General features: G+C 52.4%; 13 protein-coding genes. 2 read left to right on the forward strand and 11 right to left on the reverse strand.

Features of this window, described 5'->3' with window-relative positions; translation table 11 throughout:
* Nucleotides 1-97 precede the first annotated feature (97 nt).
* The 8 genes from panF to ACVA58_RS24125 all read right to left on the reverse strand — a co-directional run bounded on the left by panF (nt 98) and on the right by ACVA58_RS24125 (nt 9,312).
* Complete coding sequence (gene panF / locus ACVA58_RS24090) at nt 98-1,555, reverse strand: sodium/pantothenate symporter (RefSeq protein ID WP_446512848.1); 1,458 nt, start codon at nt 1,553-1,555, stop codon at nt 98-100.
* Nucleotides 1,548-1,829 (reverse strand): YhdT family protein, encoded by a 282-nt coding sequence (locus ACVA58_RS24095; protein ID WP_446512820.1) that lies wholly within the window; start codon nt 1,827-1,829, stop codon nt 1,548-1,550. The genes panF and ACVA58_RS24095 overlap by 8 nt, the downstream gene beginning before the upstream one ends.
* A 186-nt stretch (nt 1,830-2,015) precedes the next feature.
* Nucleotides 2,016-3,359 (reverse strand): acetyl-CoA carboxylase biotin carboxylase subunit, encoded by a 1,344-nt coding sequence (accC, locus tag ACVA58_RS24100; RefSeq protein ID WP_446512821.1) that lies wholly within the window; start codon nt 3,357-3,359, stop codon nt 2,016-2,018.
* A gap of 12 nt (nt 3,360-3,371) precedes the next feature.
* The gene (accB, locus tag ACVA58_RS24105) at nt 3,372-3,824 is read right to left on the reverse strand and encodes an acetyl-CoA carboxylase biotin carboxyl carrier protein (RefSeq protein WP_446512822.1); all 453 of its coding nucleotides are present in this window, start codon (nt 3,822-3,824) and stop codon (nt 3,372-3,374) included.
* 19 nt (nt 3,825-3,843) lie between these two features.
* On the reverse strand, nt 3,844-4,299 hold the full coding sequence (aroQ, locus tag ACVA58_RS24110) for a type II 3-dehydroquinate dehydratase (protein WP_107350990.1): 456 nt from the start codon (nt 4,297-4,299) through the stop codon (nt 3,844-3,846).
* 348 nt (nt 4,300-4,647) lie between these two features.
* The gene (gene acs / locus ACVA58_RS24115) at nt 4,648-6,597 is read right to left on the reverse strand and encodes an acetate--CoA ligase (protein ID WP_446512823.1); all 1,950 of its coding nucleotides are present in this window, start codon (nt 6,595-6,597) and stop codon (nt 4,648-4,650) included.
* 264 nt (nt 6,598-6,861) lie between these two features.
* Entirely contained in the window at nt 6,862-7,485 is a 624-nt protein-coding gene (locus ACVA58_RS24120) for a 3'-5' exonuclease (protein ID WP_446512849.1), read from the reverse strand.
* Nucleotides 7,486-7,509: 24 nt separating this feature from the next.
* A complete protein-coding gene (locus ACVA58_RS24125; RefSeq protein ID WP_446512824.1) occupies nt 7,510-9,312 on the reverse strand; it encodes a DUF294 nucleotidyltransferase-like domain-containing protein in 1,803 nt (600 codons plus the stop codon).
* A gap of 231 nt (nt 9,313-9,543) precedes the next feature.
* Between ACVA58_RS24125 and ACVA58_RS24130 the strand changes: the two genes are divergently transcribed.
* Together ACVA58_RS24130 and ACVA58_RS24135 are read left to right on the forward strand one after the other, a co-directional pair.
* A complete protein-coding gene (locus ACVA58_RS24130) occupies nt 9,544-10,728 on the forward strand; it encodes a 3-phenylpropionate MFS transporter (protein WP_446512825.1) in 1,185 nt (394 codons plus the stop codon).
* A 140-nt stretch (nt 10,729-10,868) separates the two neighbouring features.
* A complete protein-coding gene (locus ACVA58_RS24135) occupies nt 10,869-14,345 on the forward strand; it encodes a PAS domain-containing hybrid sensor histidine kinase/response regulator (RefSeq protein ID WP_446512826.1) in 3,477 nt (1,158 codons plus the stop codon).
* An 88-nt stretch (nt 14,346-14,433) separates the two neighbouring features.
* Here the strand turns inward: ACVA58_RS24135 and ACVA58_RS24140 are convergent, their stop codons facing one another.
* From ACVA58_RS24140 to ACVA58_RS24150, 3 genes are all read right to left on the reverse strand, one after another.
* Complete coding sequence (locus ACVA58_RS24140) at nt 14,434-16,137, reverse strand: sodium:solute symporter family protein (RefSeq protein WP_446512827.1); 1,704 nt, start codon at nt 16,135-16,137, stop codon at nt 14,434-14,436.
* 11 nt (nt 16,138-16,148) lie between these two features.
* Nucleotides 16,149-16,415, reverse strand: coding sequence for a DUF4212 domain-containing protein (locus ACVA58_RS24145; RefSeq protein ID WP_428655628.1), 267 nt, complete (start codon nt 16,413-16,415; stop codon nt 16,149-16,151).
* Between the two features lie 208 nt (nt 16,416-16,623).
* Nucleotides 16,624-17,259 (reverse strand): response regulator transcription factor, encoded by a 636-nt coding sequence (locus ACVA58_RS24150; RefSeq protein WP_446512828.1) that lies wholly within the window; start codon nt 17,257-17,259, stop codon nt 16,624-16,626.
* Nucleotides 17,260-17,458: the final 199 nt, after the last annotated feature.

The raw sequence follows: 17,458 nt of genomic DNA on the forward strand, positions 1-17,458 counted from the left end.
GCTTTTTGGTTAGCTAAATTCAAGGATGCGGAGTCTAGCATGATTTTTAGACAGTTTAAAAAAAGATAGCACCCGAAGGTGCTATCTGAAGGCGGTCTTAAACCTGTTGGAGGGTCTGCTGTGGAACCGGCCGAGCAAGGCTCCCCAAGACGAAGGTGACAAGACCAATGACCAAGGTTGGTACGATGGCATGGATACCCCCTAAATCGGGCTTAAGTAGCGACAGGGCGATATAACAGGCCAGTCCGCTGACCATCGAGGCAAAGGCACCGGTGGCCGAGGCCTTTTTCCAGTACAGACCAAGTACCAGTGGCCACAGGAACACCGCCTGCATGCCGCCAAAGGCCAGCAGGTTGAGCCAGATGATCATATCCGGCGGGTTGGTGGCAGCGACAAAGACCAGTAGCGAGAAAATACCTGTCACCCATAGCGACAGCTTCGGCAGGCGGCTTTCGGCCTCCGGCCCCTGGGCGGCTTTCGGGTTGATGTAGTTGAGGTACAGGTCCTTTAGCAGTGTAGCGGAGGCTTGGATCAGCTGGGAGTCGATGGTCGACATAATTGCCGCCATGGGGCCGGCAAGAAATACGCCTGCGACCACTGGTGGAAGCACCGTCATCATCAGGGTTGGCATGATCTGATCAGGGCTGGCAATATCTGGCACGATGGCCCGGCCAAGAGCGCCGGCCAAGTGCATGCCGAGCATCAGGAAGGCCACCATGGCTGTGCTGATCACCATGCCTCTGTGCAATGAGCCTGTGGATTTATAGGACATGCAGCGTACTGCAGCATGGGGCAGGCCAATGACCCCGAAACACACTAGCACCCAGAAACTGAGCATAAAAGGCTGGCTGAGGAAGTTATCCGGGCCGAATGGGGTGACCAGTGCTGGGTCGATACGGTGTAGTTCGCCCATCATTTCGCCAATGCTGCCGCCAGCATGGACAATACCGATCAACAGGGCAATTGTACCTATGATCATCATGATCCCCTGGACGGTATCGGTCATGACCACGGCGCGGAAACCACCTATTGTTGTGTAGAGGCCGACCGTGGTGGCAAAGAGGATCAATCCGTGCTGGTAAGACAGCCCGGTCACGGTTTGCAGCAGGCGCGCGCCGCCAACAAACTGCACCACCATAGTACCGAAGAAGGCCAGTAGCAGTGCTAACGAGGCAAAAATAACGACGCCGCGATGTTTATAGCGGGCGTAGAGAATATCGTTCAGCGTTAGGGCGTTGTGGCGACGTGCTTCAATGGCAAATTTTTTGCCCAGAACCCCAAGGGTCAGCCAAGCCGCCGGTAGCTGGATCATGGCCAGCAATACCCAGCCGAGACCCATCTTATAGGCCGCGCCCGGTCCGCCGATAAACGAGCTGGCGCTAGCATAGGTGGCAGCCAGGGTCATGGCTAGCACGAATCCGCCCATGCTGCGGTTGCCGACCAGGTATTCATTGAGGAAGCCGCTGCCATTACCACGATGACGCCGGGTATATATCGCTAGGCCAAATACGGCCATCAGATACAGCACGAGCGGGATCAACAGTTGGCTATTCATCATTGGCCTCCGGTTCGATCTCGAGCGACATGTCGCGATAGATATATTTCACCATCAGGCCACAAAGCACGGTGAACAGAATGGGGCCGATAATGCAGGCCAGTAAAAACCAAAGGGGGAATCCCCAGTATAGGGTCGGCAGTGCTTCGTCTATGCCGGTCGGGGCGAAGGCATAGGCCGAGAAATACCACCAGCCGAAGTAGGCCAAGGCCAGGCCGACGGCCCATTTGGCTTCTTTGTGGGCCTGGCGATAGCGCGCAGACAGCGTTTTCATGGTGTTGTTTCCGGTTGAGGTGCGGGAAAGAAGCGATAGACGGCGGGCGTTACGCTCATTCTTCATACAAATTTAAGGGGGGTATTGTGGCAAAAGTTAGCAGGGAGCGCTAGGAAGGGAGTGAAATTGCATAAGATAGAGATAAAAAAAGCTGCCGAAGCAGCTTTTTACTTGAAGGTGTCAACCTTACTGGAGACCGAGTTTCTTCTCGAGGTAGTGGATATTAGCGCCACCGTGCTGGAAGTTCTCGTCAGCCATGATTTCCTGCTGTAGCGGAACATTGGTCTTGATACCGTCGATGATCATCTCGCCCAGGGCATTTTTCATGCGGGCAATGGCCACGTCGCGGTTTTCACCGAAGGTGATCAGCTTACCGATCATTGAATCGTAGTAAGGCGGTACGCTGTAGCCAGTGTAGATGTGCGACTCCCAACGTACACCCATGCCACCCGGTGCATGGAAGCGGTCGATCTTACCTGGGCAAGGTAGGAAACGCACAGGATCTTCGGCGTTGATACGGCACTCAACCGCATGGCCTTTGATCTTGATATCGTCCTGGGTGAAGGACAGTGGCTGGCCTGCGGCAATGCGTAGCTGCTCTTTGATCAGGTCGATGCCGGTTACCATTTCAGTCACTGGGTGCTCAACCTGGATACGGGTGTTCATTTCGATGAAATAGAACTCGCCATTCTCGTACAGGAATTCGAACGTACCTGCACCGCGATAGCCGATTTCGATACAAGCACGGGTACAGCGTTCACCGATGTACTTACGCATTTCCTCGGTGATACCTGGTGCTGGTGCTTCTTCAACCACTTTCTGGTGACGACGCTGCATAGAACAGTCACGTTCGCCGAGGTGGATAGCACCACCCTGACCGTCAGCCAGTACCTGTACTTCGATATGGCGTGGGTTTTCCAAGAATTTCTCCATGTAAACCATATCGTTGTTGAAGGCTGCTTTCGCTTCGGCACGGGTCATCGCGATCGCTTCGATCAGATCCGCTTCACTGCGAACGACACGCATACCACGGCCACCGCCGCCGCCCGATGCCTTGATGATCACCGGATAGCCGATGCGCTTGGCAAAGGCTTTGTTCTTAGCTTCCTCGTCATCGAGTGGGCCGTCAGAGCCAGGAACACAAGGAACACCGGCTTTTTTCATCGAGGTGATCGCTGACACTTTGTCGCCCATCAGGCGGATGGTGTCTGCTTTTGGTCCAACGAAAATGAAGCCTGAACGCTCTACCTGCTCGGCAAAATCAGCATTTTCAGACAGAAAACCGTAGCCAGGGTGGATAGCCACCGAGCCGGTAATTTCCGCTGCACTGATGATGCGAGGGATGTTCAGGTAGCTCTCTGTACTTTTGGCTGGACCAATACAGATCGCTTCGTCAGCCAGCAATACGTGCTTAAGATCGCGGTCGGCAGTGGAGTGCACTGCAACCGTCTTGATGCCGAGCTCTTTACATGCGCGCAGGATACGCAGCGCAATCTCGCCTCGGTTGGCAATAACAATTTTATCTAGCATAAAAGACCCCGGTTACTCGATGATAACTAGCGGCTGGTCAAATTCAACGGCGTCGCCGTCTTCTGCCAGGATAGCTACTACAGTACCGGCTTTATCAGATTCGATCTGGTTCATCATCTTCATTGCTTCGACGATACACAGGGTATCACCGGCATTGACAGTCTGGCCGATTTCAACAAATGGTTTCGCATCAGGACTCGGCGCACGGTAGAAGCTACCTACCATTGGCGACAGAACCTGATGGCCAGCAGGTGTTGCTGGTGCTGCTGGGGCCTCGGCTACTGGTGCTGCTGCCGGAGCGGCTACTGGTGCTGCTACTGGTGCTGCTACAATTTGTGCTGGTGCTGCGATAGGTGCAACGGCACGACTGATGCGTACTGACTCTTCACCTTCAGAAATTTCCAGCTCAGCAATACCTGACTCTTCAACTAGCTCAATCAGTTTCTTGATTTTACGAATATCCATTTATCTTTCTCTTATTTGTTCAGTTGGCGTCTGCTTGCAGACGGCGTACCGCAGCTTGCAGGGCGAATTCATAACCATCTGGGCCCAAGCCACAGATCACCCCGACAGCTTTGTCTGACAGGTAGGAGTGATGGCGGAATGGTTCCCGGGCATGAACATTAGACAGATGTATTTCAATGAATGGGATGCTGACCCCCAAGAGTGCATCACGGATAGCGACACTGGTGTGGGTAAAAGCAGCAGGATTGATCAAGATGAAATCGACCGTGCCGTGGGCTTGGTGGATCGCATCGATAATCTCGTATTCCGCGTTCGATTGGATATGGTCTAGCGTCACGCCTAACTCGGTCGCTTTGGCAGTTAAGTGCGTCACTATCTGGGCCAGAGACTGCTGGCCATAATGTCCCGGCTCGCGTAAACCCAGTAGGTTCAGGTTCGGGCCATTGATCAGTAAAATTCGTTGAACGGTCGACATCTTGACGTTATATCACTTGTATTTGAGGTTTTACTCTAGCAACGTGAAAAAAGCTAAAAAGTTGCTTCCCTGTGTTCCGTTGTTGTCTGCCAAAACATGCTTGATGTGCAATTATAGAGAATTCGCAGCAAATCGCAGCAAAATACTGGTCTAATCACCACACTTTCTTGGTACACGTGTGCGCTGTTTGGCGATCGGGAGTTGAGAATGGAAGATTTGCTAGCTAGCACTATGCGTGACCTGCCAGCTAGAGACAATAGTCTGTGGCGGTGAAATTGTAACTTTTAGCATTGGATCAAAAAAGCCGCGCAAGCAAGGCTTGGCGGCTTGTTATCGACCCATGAGGGCTTATAGTACTTTTTGTTTTTCTGCGATCAGCTTCTCAACCACACTTGGATCGGCGAGGGTTGAGGTATCACCCAGTGTTGCAGTATCACCGGTGGCTATCTTACGTAGGATACGGCGCATGATTTTGCCTGAGCGGGTTTTCGGTAGAGCCTCTGTCCAGTGCAAGAAGTCTGGTGTCGCAATCGGGCCGATTTCTTTACGTACCCAATTTTTTACTTCTTTGTGCAGTTCGGCACTTGGGATCTCGCCGTCATTGAGCGTGATATACGCATAGATAGCCTGACCTTTAATATCGTGAGGTACACCTACGATAGCGGCTTCAGCAATTTTATCGAATGCGACGAGAGCGGATTCAATCTCGGCTGTCCCCATACGGTGGCCGGAAATGTTCAGTACGTCATCGACACGGCCAGTGATCCAGTAATAGCCATCTTCATCGCGGCGGGCGCCGTCACCGGTAAAGTACATGCCTTTGAAGGTGGAGAAATAAGTTTGCTCGAAGCGCTCGTGATCGCCCCATAGGGTACGCATCTGCCCCGGCCAGGAGTCGACCATCACCAAGTTGCCTTCTGTTGCGCCGTCTAGAATATTCCCCATGTTATCAACGATAGCTGGTTGTACGCCAAAGAATGGACGAGTGGCAGAGCCGGGTTTCAAGGCTGTCGCGCCAGGAAGTGGGGTGATTAAAATACCGCCAGTTTCTGTTTGCCACCAAGTATCCACGATTGGACAGCGGCTGTCGCCAATGGTGCGGTGATACCATTCCCATGCTTCTGGGTTAATTGGCTCACCGACTGAGCCCATGACGCGCAATGAGCTACGGCTTGTACCAGCTACTGCCTCATCACCTTTCGCCATTAAAGCGCGGATGGCGGTTGGCGCGGTGTAAAGGATGTTAACTTGGTGCTTATCAACTACTTCGCTCATGCGGCTGGTTGATGGGTAATTTGGTACACCTTCAAATAACAGGGTAGTGGCACCGTTTGCTAGTGGTCCATAAACTAAGTAGCTGTGGCCTGTGATCCAGCCAACATCGGCGGTACACCAGTACACCTCACCTTCTTGGTAGTCAAAAACATGTTTGAATGTCATGGTCGCATAGACTAAATAACCACCTGTAGTATGCAGCACACCTTTAGGTTTTCCTGTTGAGCCTGAGGTATAGAGGATAAACAGAGGATCTTCTGCATTCATCGCTTCTGGTTCACAACGGCTTGAAGCAACAGCGGTCGCATCGTGCCACCAGACATCACGTTCACTGTCCCATTCAACATTGCCACCGGTACGTTTTAGTACCAGAACCTTTTCAACGCAGGTGACGGCAGGGTTTGCAAGGGCATCATCCACGTTCTTTTTCAAAGGTACTGAGCGACCAGCACGCACGCCTTCGTCCGCGGTGACAACCACTTTGGCGTTAGAGTCAATAATACGACCTGCCAGTGCCTCCGGAGAGAAGCCACCGAAGACGATGGTGTGAACGGCACCGATGCGGGTACAGGCCAGCATGGCGACTGCAGCTTCAGCAACCATTGGCATGTACAGGCAAACAACATCACCTTTACGTATCCCTTGGCTCTTTAGTGCATTGGCAAATTTACAGACCTCTTCATGAAGCTCGTTGTAGGTCAGTGTGGCATCGTCAGTTGGGTCGTCGCCTTCCCAAATAATCGCAGGTTGATCGCCTCGTGTTGCAAGGTGACGGTCAAGGCAGTTTGCTGAGACATTAAGTTCACCGTCTTCAAACCAGTTAATGCTGACATGGCCAGTATCGAAAGATGTGCTCTTTACTTTGGAAAAAGGGGTGATCCAATCGACAATCTGGCCGTGCTCACGCCAGAATCCCTCAGGATTAATGACTGATTGCTGATACATCTCGCGGTATTGCTCATCAGTAATGTGTGCGTTAGCGGCAATGTCCTGATTTACTGGATACACGTGAACTTCGCTCATCCTATTCTCCTTGATGTTCCGTTTTTGTCCTTACTGGACCGGACTATTCTGTATGCAGGTTTATTTTGCTTGCGTAGTACTAACTTCCGACAGATCGCAGCTGGTCTCAATTAGACTTTAGGATGAGAGTGGGGGATATGCGGGCAAATAGCCGGTTTTGCAGTGCTGTTACAGTCAAAAATTTGCGCTTTATCGTTAATAAAACGCAATCGTGAAAGGGTGTAAGGTTTTGAATAATCTATTTTCTTCTGTTTTTTTTGGTATCTAGCGAGCAACCGGGTGAGGCAGATCGCCATGCTTTAGCCGAACGTAGATCATCGCTGCGGCAATGGCATCTTGCAGGGCATCATGGCGCGGTGGTACTGGAAGATCGAGGTGGCGGCTGATCGCTTCGAGGCTGAGATCGAAATAGGCATTGGGCAGCTGGCGTTCAAGCTGCTCGTGGTAGAGATGGCTGACCTCAACAGTTTGGTTCGGCAGCGGAAAGCCGTAGTGGCGACGAAAATAACGATCGAGGATCGTTTTGTCATAGCGGATGTGGTAACCGACCAATGGTCGGTTACCGATGAAGGCCAGTAGTTTTTCCAGCGCCTGAATTTCCTCCAACCCTTGGTTGAGATCTTGGTGACGGATACGGTGGATAGCGACCGAGCCGGCATCGAGACTGGCTGGTGCGCGCAATGTCAGGTGGATCGATTGGCTGGTCAGGATGCGGTTGTCCTGGATACGGGTAGCGGCAATGGTGACCAGCTCGGCACTGTGCGGATCTAGACTGGTGGTCTCGCAGTCGAGCGATACTAGCTCCGTACCTCGGTAGCGGGAGAACAAGTCGTGAAACTCGCTGTCCCTGAATTTATGGCGGTACCACCAGCGTTTTAGGGTATTGATCATCGGGTTGCTCCTTGGCTGGCCTTAATCACGGATCTGGTAGTGATACCCGAGCCATTCCTTGAATTTTTTCACCACGTGTAAACTGTGGCGCAGCAGATCGCGGTCGGTGCGGCTGAGCCGTTCGACATTGAGGTGTTGCTGCAAACCGCCGGCCGGGAGATCCAACTGTTGGCGCAGCCGCAATTTAATGAACAGTTTCAGCGCTTCGCTGAGGTTGGACGCGGTATCGGATTCCAGTACTTTGCGCAGGGCCAATTGTTCTAGGCGGGTAAAGGTGTTGTTGTCCTCGATCCCGTGTTCCAGAGCCAGTGCCCGTACACCATGAACGATGGGGAATACTCCTCCGCGCTTGATATCAAGACCGTCCTTGCCAGCTTTCAATTTTCCGAACAATGACAAGGGAACGCTAAAGCGCAGGGCTGGCCGGGTAAAGGTAGTTAATAATAATTCCTGCTCGGCCATTTGTTGGTGGAGCTGTTGTTTGATAGGGGCGAGCAGTTCGGGGTTTCCTGCTACCGCATGACTGTCGGTGAGGATCGCCAGATCCATCATTTCATTTTCTGTCCCCTTGCGAGCGAAGTCTTTCAGGGTATGTAACCACTCACTTTGGTGCTTGACCCATTTAGGGTTATTAACCATAACTTTACCCGGGCACAGTGGATAACCCAGCTGGTGCAGGGTGTGAGTTAGGGCTTCCATGGTCTCGCTCAGTCCCGGCCAGTCGACACCGTCTTCAATGATCAGGGCGTTGTCCTGATCGGTCTTGAGAATTTGTTCGCCGCGGCCCTCCGATCCCATCACCACGAAGCAGCAGTGGTTCTGCATCGCTTGGGGGACAATCAAGCGGAAGGCTTTCTCGATAATTTGTTCATTGACTGCTGCGATGAGTTCCATCACGAAGCGGGTGTGGATACCGTTGTTGAACAGCGTCGCCACTAGCCGGGATTGGCTGCTGGCGGCCAGTGATAATTCTTCAACCGTGGTGGCGCGGGCAATACGCAGGGTCAGCACATGGGAATGGGTGGAGAATAGGCTCAGCACTTGGGTAAGATCCAGCATTCCGACTAGCTGCGTACCGTCGGTGACCGACACCCGTTTGACCTTGTGACGGGTCATCGACAACATGGCATTGAACAGGTAGTCCCCCTTGCTGACGCTGATCACCGGACTGGTGGCGACCTCGCCGACTGGCGTTGAAGCGGGCAGGTTATCGAGCATCACCGCATGGAGCAGGTTGGTACGGGTAATAATGCCATAGGGCTGGTTGTCACTGGCCTCGACCAAGGCCGCATCCATGCCTTGCTGCTGCAATTTCACGGTAGCCGCGTGCAAATCACAGCTCCGGGGCAGGATTTGGCAGGGTTGGATATTGCTGTCATCGACCCGGGTGAGAATGAACTCTGCGAGGTTCTGCTGGCGCTGGGCTTCTTCCAACAACTGCTGACGGCGAGCCAGGCTGGAGTCGAAGTAAGCCGCAAACTGGCTATTGCTATGGTAGAGGTCAAGAAAAAGCGGCTTGGGAACCAGGTAGCACAGGGTGTCTTCCAGCGCGGTGTAGCAGTGCCGGCAGGTAGGTTCGAGCTGTGATCTGACATCGAACAGATCGTCGCTGGTGTAATAGGCATAGATCTCACTGCTATTGGCGGCACTTTCCTCGACACTGCCTTTGATAATGATGTGCAGTTGCTCGCAAGACTTGCCGGCTTCGATCAGGACATCCCCATGGCGGTAATAGGCGACATCCAGAGAGTCGACCAAACGTCGCTGTTGCTCGCCACTGAGGCGGTCAAAGGGGGGAAGGGAGGTATCAAAGCTGTTGGACATAGCGGCTCTCCGGATCGATTGGCACTGTATGCAGTGTCTGCCTGATGGCGCAAAAGCTCCAGACGACTTTAGTCTACAATCGTTGATCCGTGACTCTGCTTAAGGGGGGAGGGAATGTTGGTCGGATGGGATGGGAAATAGGGGAAGGAAAAAGGGCCGATAATTTCATTGGGGCTATGTTCCATTGGGGGCATAATAGCGCCTGGTTTTTTCAGTACGATAGGACAAGGCATGTTTCGTAGTAGCCCTTACGGTTGGACCTCGCAGTACCTGCTGGGTTTTTTCTTTAATTATGGTGTTTATCTTCCGTTCTGGGCGTTGTGGTTAGCGCATTTGGGTGTCAGTGCTTCCAATATCGGCTTGTTGCTGGGCTTAGGTTTTGGTGTCCGTTGTCTGGCCAATTTGTTTATCACCCCCCGCATTCACAAAGTTGAGCATCTCATCCCAGCCCTGCGTGGTTTCGCTTTAGCGGCGTTGATTAGCTGTATCGCCTATATCTATTGCGGTGGAAGTTTGTGGGCACTAACTATCATGACGGTAATTTATAATATGATGGTTGGGCCGATTGTGCCGTTGTCCGATGCGGTGGCTAACCACTATGCCAAGGAAGGGCTTCTCGATTATGGTCGAACTCGCCTGTGGGGCTCGATTGCTTTTATTGCCGGTTCGACGGTGGTGGGTTTGCTGGCGGCCAGATATAGCCCGGATGTGATCCCCTGGGTGGCGGCGGCTGGTTTGGTCGGTGCACTGTTGCTGGCGATGCGTCAGCCAACCATTTTGCCGGTATCCGAGCCGGGCAGCTATGATCAGCCTCGCCCAGCGCTTATGCAGTTAATGCGCGATTCGGAAGTGGTCCGCTTTTTGACTATTATCGCCCTGCTACAGGGGAGCCATGCAGCTTATTACAGTTTCAGTGCGATTTACTGGAAGGACGTCGGCTACAGCGAAGATGTGATTGGTTACCTGTGGAGCTTCTCGGTGGTGGCGGAAGTGGCGGTGTTCGCCCTGAGTAAGCGCCTGTTTGCTGGGTGGTCAGTGATGGGGATGTTCCGTCTGGCTGCGGTCGGTGTCATGATCCGCTGGGGGATCACCGCCAGCATGACCGAGCTACCTTTGCTGGTTGCTTCCCAAGCCTTGCATGGTGTGACGTTCGCGGCTTGCCACCTAGCGACCATCCGTTATATCCAAAAGGCCCAGAGCAACCAGATGGTCGCTTTGCAGGCACTTTATAATGCCTTGCCAATGGGGGCTTTCATGGCTCTTATGACCGCCTTGAGCGGTTGGCTGTATGGTCTGTGGGGCGCCAATATATTTTGGTTGATGGCGGCGATGGGGATCCCGGCGCTGCTGATGAAGGTTGAGCCAAAGGCCCGCCGTCAGTTTGCTCAACAGGAAGAGGTAGCTGATAACAAATAACATGACCACGGTCTTGGTTGTAGCACGCTACAGCGAAGAACTGTGATCCTGCTGATTGGTGAGTGCCAGTGGTTTGGTTACACTGGTGCTCACAATATATTCAAATCATTTGGGTATAATCAGTCAGTTGGAGATAACACATGGCACAGGGATGGATTGTCGTGCCGGTCACATTGGCCTACCTAGGGCTGTTATTCTGGATAGCCTGGTATGGAGACCGAAAAAAACAGTGGATGGCACGCTGGCGGCCATGGATATATTGCCTGTCGATTGCCGTGTACTGCACCTCTTGGACCTTCTACGGCACTGTGGGTCAAGCCAGCCAGAATATCTGGTCCTTTCTTCCTATCTATATTGCCCCGATCTTGGTGTTTACGTTTTGCTGGCGGGTACTGGCCAGACTGATTTTGATCGCTAAACGCGAACACATCACTTCTATTGCTGACTTTATTGCTGCCCGTTATGGCAAATCACAGGGACTAGCGGTATTGGTTACCTTGATTGCTGTGGTCGGGATTTTGCCGTATATCGCCCTTCAACTACGTGGGATCACCATGGGGCTGGAGCTGGTCGCGCCGGGGTTGGGCCAAGATATGGCGAGTCTCGGCGGGAAGAGTTCCACCGATACCGCCTGGGTAGTGACGTTGGCGCTGGCTATCTTTACCGTGTTGTTCGGTACCCGCCATATCGACAGTACTGAGCATCATCGCGGTATGATGATGGCAGTGGCATTCGAGTCGATCATCAAGCTGGTGGCGTTTTTGGTGGTTGGTGTGTTCGCTGTGGCCATGCTGTTCGATGTTCCTGACTTGCAAGCGGCCAGTCGCGAATTGCTCCAACCCGCCACTCCACATATTGGCAGCCTGCTGATCCATACCCTGTTTACCATGGCGGCGATCATCTGTCTGCCGCGCCAATTCCATACTACGGTGGTTGAAAATGAACGGGCGCAAGATCTGCATCGGGCCCGCTGGGTGTTCCCGGGCTATCTGGTGTTGATGGGGATATTTGTTATCCCGCTGGCGCTGGCCGGTCAGGTGTGGCTTCCCCATATTACCGCCGATACCTACGTGATTAATTTGCCGCTTTTGCATGGTGCGGAAGGTATTGCTCTGTTGGCTTTCCTTGGCGGTACCTCGGCGGCAAGCGGGATGGTGATTGTGTCGACCATTGCGCTGGCCATCATGGTCTCTAATGATTTGGTGTTACCGATGTTGCTGCGGCGTTTGCGTATTTCAGGTCGTAACTATCATGCTTTTTCGGGGATGTTGCTGAATATACGCCGTGGTTTGATTTTACTTCTGTTGCTGGCATCGTGGGGGTTCTATCAAGCACTTGGTGAAATCCCATCGCTCTCTGCGATCGGCTTGTTGTCATTCGCGGCAATTGCCCAGTTTGCCCCCGCCTTATTAGGCGGGATCTACTGGCGGGAAGGCAACCGCAATGGTGTCTATGCTGGTTTGCTGGGCGGGATCGCGGTGTGGGGTGTCACCATGATGGGACAAACCAATATGCTGGCAGGTACGGCTCAGACCAATGTGTTGCTGTGGTTGCTTACCCCGCCTAACTGGCCGCTGCTTAGCAAGCTATCCAGTGTCGACTGGGGGATGTTACTGAGTTTATTGGTCAACATTGGTCTTTATGCCAGTGTGTCCTTACTGACACGTTCCACCCTAACAGAGCGCCTTCAGGCTGCGTCATTTGTTGGTGCCCCGTTACCGGAAAGTGGAGATAGCAGTTTGTATCAGACGAGGGTGACAGTGGCCGAGCTGGAAATGCTGGCGGCACGGTTTGTTGGCCGCAAGCGGATCCGCCATGCTTTCCGTCAGTTTGGCGAGCAGCGGCATGAATCCCTACTACCTCAGCAACAGGCTCCCTCTACGCTGATCCGTCATACCGAGCGGGTGCTAGCCGGGGTATTCGGGGCGTCTTCTGCTCGTCTGGTACTGACGTCAGCCTTGCAAGGACGCAAGATGCAGCTGGAAGAAGTGGCCACGATTGTCGATGAGGCGTCGGAGTTGTTTGATTTCAGCCGCGGCTTGTTGCAGGGAGCGATCGAGCATATCAGTCAGGGCATTGCGGTGGTCGATAAACAATTGCGGCTGGTGGCCTGGAACCAGCGCTACACCGAAATGTTCATCTTTCCGCCCGGCCTGATCCAGGTCGGCAGGCCGATTGCCGATGTGATCCGTCATAACGCCGAGCTGGGGCTATGTGGCCCGGGTGATCCTGAGAGTCATGTCGCCAAGCGAGTTGAGCATCTACAGCGGGGGACGGCACATACCTCCTCGCGGATCCGTCCTGACGGCCAGGTGATAGAAGTGCAGGGCAACCCGATGCCTGGCGGTGGGTTTGTGATGAGTTTTACCGATATCACCGAATTTCGTAATGCCGAACAGGCACTGAAAGAAGCGAATGAAACCTTGGAAGAGCGGGTCCGGCAACGGACCAGCGAGCTGGAGCGCCTCAACCGCCAGTTGGTCACTGCCACCCAGCAAGCCGAATTACAGGCTCATTCAAAAGGGCGTTTCTTGGCGGCTGTCAGCCATGACTTGATGCAGCCGCTCAATGCTGCGCGGCTGTTTTCGTCATCGCTGGCAGAAGTGGCCAAAGAGGCCAAAGAGGCCGAAACCGCCAAATTGGCCCGTCATATAGAAAGTGCGTTGGGGGCAGCGGAAGATTTGATCGGTGATTTATTGGATGTATCACGGCTTGAATCTGGCAAGCTGCAGATCAATGTCCATGCATTCCGGATCAGCGAGGTACTCGATACCTTAGGTGCCGAGTTCGGTGCCTTGGCCCGACAGCAGGGTATTACCTTTGAAGTGGTACCTTGCCAAGCGGTGATAAAGTCTGATCCCAAATTGTTGCGCCGGGCATTACAAAACTTCCTGACCAATGCCTTTCGCTACAACCCACAGGGCAAGGTGGTACTGGGTGTGCGTCGTCGTGGCAGTGAGTTACAGATTGAGGTGTGGGATAACGGCCCCGGGATCCCCGAGGAGAAGCAGGCCCATATTTTCGACGAGTTCACTCGTATTGAACGCAGCGGTGTCGATCATGGTCTCGGTTTGGGACTGGCGATTGCACGGGGGATCAGTAGAGTACTGGATCATTCCCTGTCACTACGCTCCTGGCCGGGCAAAGGTACGGTATTTGCCTTTGGAGTGCGGCGGGGCATTTTACTGGAGACGGCTGAGAAACCGGCGTCTGCTGACAAGCCGCCAGCTCCACTGGCTAATCTGAAAGTGCTGTGTGTCGATAACGAGCCCGATATCTTGCTGGGAATGGAGACCTTGCTGACTCGCTGGGGGTGTGAAACTCGGTTAGCTGAAACGGTCACCGCAGCGATGAAGCAGCTCGACGATGGCTGGCAGCCTGATTTTATCTTGAGTGATTACCACCTTACCAATGGTGAAACTGGGTTGCAGGTGTTGCAACAATGCACCCTGAAACTCGGCAAGTGCTTTCGTGGTGCGGTGATCAGTGCCGACAGAACGGAAGAGACCAAGAAGATGATTGAAGGGCATGGCTTCAGTTTTATCAGCAAGCCGGTCAAGCCACTTAAGCTGAGGGCGTTGCTCAACCAGCATCAGAAGGTGATCGCGAGCAGCTGAGTAAATGAGATCCTAGAGTAAAGGGCGGTTAGCCCAATAGAAACGGAGCCTGATAGGCTCCGTTTCTTAGTTTAGTGATGAGGCTCTGTTAGTGGTCGTGGGCTTCACCCGCACCTTTCGGATAACGGATGGATTCAACCATGTCTTGTACATCTTTTGGTACTTCAGCCGTGAACTTGTTTACGACAATCGATACCACGAAGTTTAGACACATACCGAGTGTACCTATGCCTTCTGGGCTGATACCAAACCACCAGTTTTCAGGTGTGCTTGCTGCTGGGTTAATGAACTTGAAGTAGATGATGTAAGTTGCTGTAAAGGCAATACCTGTCAACATACCTGCAATCGCGCCTTCCTTGTTCATCTTTTTGTAGAAAATACCTAGGATAATCGCTGGGAAGAAGGATGCTGCGGCTAGGCCGAAGGCAAACGCGACGACCTGTGCTACGAAGCCCGGTGGGTTAATACCTAAGTAACCAGCACCAACAATCGCGACCATGGCTGCCAGACGAGCGGCCAATAGCTCCTGCTTGTCAGTCATGTTTGGTCTGAAGCCTTTCTTCAACAAGTCATGTGAGATCGACGTTGAGATTACCAATAGTAGACCAGCGGCTGTTGATAGTGCGGCTGCGAGGCCACCAGCGGCCAGTAGTGCTACCACCCAGTTTGGTAGTTTTGCAAGCTCAGGAGACGCCAGTACAATGATGTCACGGTTAATCTTCATCTCGTTGCGCTCATCGCCCGAGTAGAACATTTTGCCATCACCATTCTTATCTTCCCAACCGACAAGACCTGTGCTTTCCCAGTTTTTGTACCAGCTTGGGGCGTCAGCTGCTGCGACACCTTGCATGTCTGGGCCGTTAATCGTTTCGATCATGTTTACACGAGCGAATGCTGCAACGCCTGGTGCTGTTGTGTATAGCAATGAGATGAACAGTAGTGCCCAACCGGCGGAGATACGCGCATCACGTACTTTTGGTACCGTGAAGAAACGAATGATGACGTGTGGCAGGCCCGCAGTACCGACCATTAGAGCTGCACAGATGAAGAAGACATCCACCATGCTCTTGTTACCTTCGGTATAGGCGGTAAACCCGAGCTCTTCGGTTAACCCGTCCAATTTATCTAACAGGTAAACGTCAGTGCCTGAGATAGTCGAACCCATACCAATTTGTGGCAGCGGGTTACCTGTCATCATGATAGAAGTGAAGATCGCTGGAACAAGGAAGGCGAAGATGAGGACACAGAACTGAGCAACCTGCGTATAAGTGATGCCTTTCATGCCACCAAGCACTGCGTAGAAGAACACAATACCCATACCAATGATGATACCGAGATTAATATCGACTTCCAAGAAACGTGAGAAAACGACGCCTACCCCACGCATCTGACCGGCAACATAGGTGAATGAGACGAAGATGGCACAGAATACCGCGACCATACGTGCGGTTTTGGAATAGTAACGCTCACCGATAAAATCAGGCACGGTAAACTGACCGAACTTACGTAGGTAAGGTGCTAGACAGAGCGCAAGTAATACATAGCCCCCGGTCCACCCCATCAGGTAAACCGCACCGTCATAACCCACGAATGAGATGATACCTGCCATAGAGATAAATGATGCAGCTGACATCCAGTCTGCGGCTGTCGCCATACCATTGGCGACCGGGTGAACACCACCACCGGCGACATAGAATTCACTGGTTGACCCAGCTCGAGCCCAGATAGCGATGCCGATATACAGTGCGAATGTGATACCGACGAGAATAAACGTCCACGTTTGAATTTCCATGCTCTAAACCTCTAGTCTTCCTGTACGTTATATTTTTTGTCGAGCGCATTCATGCGCGCAACGTAAACAAAGATTAAGGCGACAAAGGTGTATATCGACCCTTGTTGAGCGAACCAAAACCCTAGCTTAAAGCCACCTAACTGAAACGTATTTAGTGCTTCTACAAATAGGATGCCTGCGCCATAAGACACCGCAAACCAGATGGCTAATAAGGAACCCATCGTTGCGAGGTTCTCTTTCCAGTAGGCTTGCGCCATTTCCTTGGATTCAAACGCCATTGTTATCTCCTTTCACGTTGTCATAAATCGCGTTAATAAAATGTTACGCAATGACAATAGCAATGAATGGTTAAGGAAACAGTGCAACTTTAGTCGAGGAATAATCGACAAAATCGCTGGCTTAGCAGCGATTTTGTGAAGTCGGGTGGAAATTGAGGATGTTGTGAAAATGTTACGTTAGCCGAAAGTCTAACGGGAAAATAAAAAATTACGGGTTGATATCCATCTGCTGGAGCAGGATGACCGCCTGGGTACGGTTCTTGACCTCCAGCTTGCGGAAAATAGCGGTCATATGCGCCTTGATAGTTGCCTCTGAGACATTGAGCTCGTAGGCAATCTGCTTGTTGAGCAGGCCGTCTGACAGCATACCCAAGACCTTGTATTGCTGGGGGGTGAGAGCGGCAATCTTATCGGTTAACTCTGTGATCTCATCACTGCCTTCCCCCAACCCTTCCGGGTACACCGGCTCGCCGTCAAGTACCTGGTTGAGCGAGCTGATCAGCGCCCGCATATCGCTGGACTTGGGAATAAAACCAAACGCCCCGTGGCTGCGTACTTGGCGGATCACGCTGTCTTCTTCGCTGGCGGAAATGACGACGATCGGTAGATCGGGGTATTGCCTGCGGAGCTGAATTAACCCGGACATGCCGTTGGCCCCAGGCATTTTCAGATCGAGCAGGAGTAGATCGACATCGTCTTCTTTGTCGAGCAGGGTGAGTAGGCTATCTAGCGAATCGGCTTCAAGCAAATTCGCTCCGCTGATTGCCATATGCACGGATTGAAACAGTGCATTACGGAACAGCGGGTGGTCATCGGCAATCACTATTGTGTACTGAGCGTCCATGGCAATCACATATTGTTGTTTTTAATAACGCTATCACTGCCTTAATACTAGATCAATTTGTTAACACTCAAGATCTGAACTGGATCAGACCTGTGTGTTTCTATTGTGCGATCTGCTGCGTAATAGCGCGATCAAAAAGTATCAAAACAGTGAGAAATAGCGAAGTAAAAGGCCAGCAAGGAAGGAGGCATAGCGCGCG

It is taken from the genome of Photobacterium sp. DNB22_13_2 (assembly GCF_052873915.1).

Bases quoted from the DNA above. Each gene is read 5' to 3' on its own strand.
- panF (WP_446512848.1), bottom strand. From the start codon at position 1,555: ATGAATAGCCAACTGTTGATCCCGCTCGTGCTGTATCTGATGGCCGTA.
- ACVA58_RS24095 (WP_446512820.1), bottom strand. From the start codon at position 1,829: ATGAAAACGCTGTCTGCGCGCTATCGCCAGGCCCACAAAGAAGCCAAA.
- accC (WP_446512821.1), bottom strand. From the start codon at position 3,359: ATGCTAGATAAAATTGTTATTGCCAACCGAGGCGAGATTGCGCTGCGT.
- accB (WP_446512822.1), bottom strand. From the start codon at position 3,824: ATGGATATTCGTAAAATCAAGAAACTGATTGAGCTAGTTGAAGAGTCA.
- aroQ (WP_107350990.1), bottom strand. From the start codon at position 4,299: ATGTCGACCGTTCAACGAATTTTACTGATCAATGGCCCGAACCTGAAC.
- acs (WP_446512823.1), bottom strand. From the start codon at position 6,597: ATGAGCGAAGTTCACGTGTATCCAGTAAATCAGGACATTGCCGCTAAC.
- ACVA58_RS24125 (WP_446512824.1), bottom strand. From the start codon at position 9,312: ATGTCCAACAGCTTTGATACCTCCCTTCCCCCCTTTGACCGCCTCAGT.
- ACVA58_RS24130 (WP_446512825.1), top strand. From the start codon at position 9,544: ATGTTTCGTAGTAGCCCTTACGGTTGGACCTCGCAGTACCTGCTGGGT.
- ACVA58_RS24135 (WP_446512826.1), top strand. From the start codon at position 10,869: ATGGCACAGGGATGGATTGTCGTGCCGGTCACATTGGCCTACCTAGGG.
- ACVA58_RS24140 (WP_446512827.1), bottom strand. From the start codon at position 16,137: ATGGAAATTCAAACGTGGACGTTTATTCTCGTCGGTATCACATTCGCA.
- ACVA58_RS24145 (WP_428655628.1), bottom strand. From the start codon at position 16,415: ATGGCGTTTGAATCCAAGGAAATGGCGCAAGCCTACTGGAAAGAGAAC.
- ACVA58_RS24150 (WP_446512828.1), bottom strand. From the start codon at position 17,259: ATGGACGCTCAGTACACAATAGTGATTGCCGATGACCACCCGCTGTTC.